The organism is Bradyrhizobium sp. NBAIM08, assembly GCF_020193935.1.
Classification (GTDB): domain Bacteria; phylum Pseudomonadota; class Alphaproteobacteria; order Rhizobiales; family Xanthobacteraceae; genus Bradyrhizobium; species Bradyrhizobium yuanmingense.
Genome location: NZ_JADYVR010000042.1, coordinates 1 through 1,528 on the forward strand (window position 1 = coordinate 1; position 1,528 = coordinate 1,528).

A 1,528-nucleotide genomic window follows, 5' to 3' on the forward strand; every position below is an offset into this window, starting at 1 on the left:
CACGGGCAATGCGCTGAACGCGCTCGGCCTTGCCGGCAACACCGGAACGGCGACCGCCTTCACCGCGGCGCGCACCTCCGGCATCGGCGGCATCAGCGGCAAGACCTTGACCTTCACCTCCTTCAACGGCGGCACGGCGGTCAACGTCACCTTCGGCGACGGCACCAACGGCACGGTCAAGACGCTCGATCAGCTCAACACCAAGCTGCAGGCCAACAATCTGGCTGCGACGATCGACGCCAACGGCCTGCTGACGATCTCGACCACCAACGACTACGCGTCCTCGACCATCGGTTCGAGCGCCGCGGGTGGTGCGATCGGCGGCACGCTGACCTCGTCGCTGACGTTCTCGACGGCTTCCAGCCCCGTCCAGGACGTCGTCGCGCAGACCTCGCGTGCCAACCTGGTGTCTCAGTTCAACAACATCCTGAACCAGATCGACACGACCGCGCAGGACTCCTCGTTCAACGGCGTCAACCTCTTGAACGGCGACCAGCTCAAGCTGGTGTTCGACGAGACCGGCAAGTCGAACCTCAGCATCACCGGCGTGACCTACAACTCCAAGGGTCTGGGCCTCGCCTCGCTGACCAGCGGTGTCGACTTCATCGACAACGCTGCCACCAACAAGGTGCTGACCAACCTCAACGCCGCCTCGAGCACGCTGCGCTCGCAGGCCTCGAGCCTCGGCTCGAACCTCTCGGTGGTGCAGGTTCGTCAGGACTTCAACAAGAGCCTGATCAACGTGCTGCAGACCGGCTCGTCCAACCTGACCCTGGCCGACACCAACGTCGAGGCGGCCAACAGCCAGGCGCTGTCGACCCGCCAGTCGATCGCGGTCTCGGCGCTGTCGCTGGCCAACCAGTCGCAGCAGAGCGTGCTGCAACTGCTCCGCTAAGTCGCGGACGATATCGCAAGCAAGATCCGGCGGCGGGGCTTCGGCCCCGCCGCTTTCTTTTTGGGTCGGCGTGCGAGTGCTGCCCGGCAAGGTCGCAGCGGTGCATTCGATGCAGCCAATTGCTCACTCTCAGTTATGGTTGACAAGTCGCAAATGCCTCATCGGTGCACGGAAAAGCGCCGTCCTATCATGACGATATGGGTGAGAACGCTGAGGCTCCGGATGCGCACATGGTGAATCGGTGGAGGGCCTGGCGCGACTCGCTTCATGCTTTGTTAGCCCACAACGTTCACCGTCCCGGCCATCGATTAATCCTAATCGAAGTTTTGTTGCGTTGCGTACCAGAAGGGTAACACTCAATGTCCGGTATCGTTCTCTCCGCATCGGTTCGTCAGAACCTGCTCTCCCTCCAGTCCACCGCCGATCTTCTCGCCACCACCCAGAGCCGTCTGTCGACCGGCAAGAGCGTCAACTCGGCCCTGGACAATCCCACCAACTTCTTCACGGCCCAGTCGCTCGACAACCGCGCCAGCGACATCAACAACCTGCTCGACGGCATCGCCAACGGCGTGCAGGTGCTGCAGGCTGCCAACACCGGCATCACCTCGCTGCAGAAGCTGATCGACTCTGCGA

1 protein-coding gene and 1 pseudogene are annotated in these 1,528 nt (G+C 62.7%); both read left to right on the forward strand.

Annotation, left to right across the window (positions count from 1 at the left end; all coding sequences use genetic code 11):
* A partial coding sequence (locus I6F37_RS38265; protein WP_275945424.1) for a flagellin occupies positions 1 to 895 on the forward strand: 895 nt, incomplete at its 5' end.
* A 359-nt stretch (positions 896 to 1,254) separates the two neighbouring features.
* Positions 1,255 to 1,528 (forward strand): annotated as a pseudogene (locus tag I6F37_RS38270) (flagellin); the annotation flags it as partial.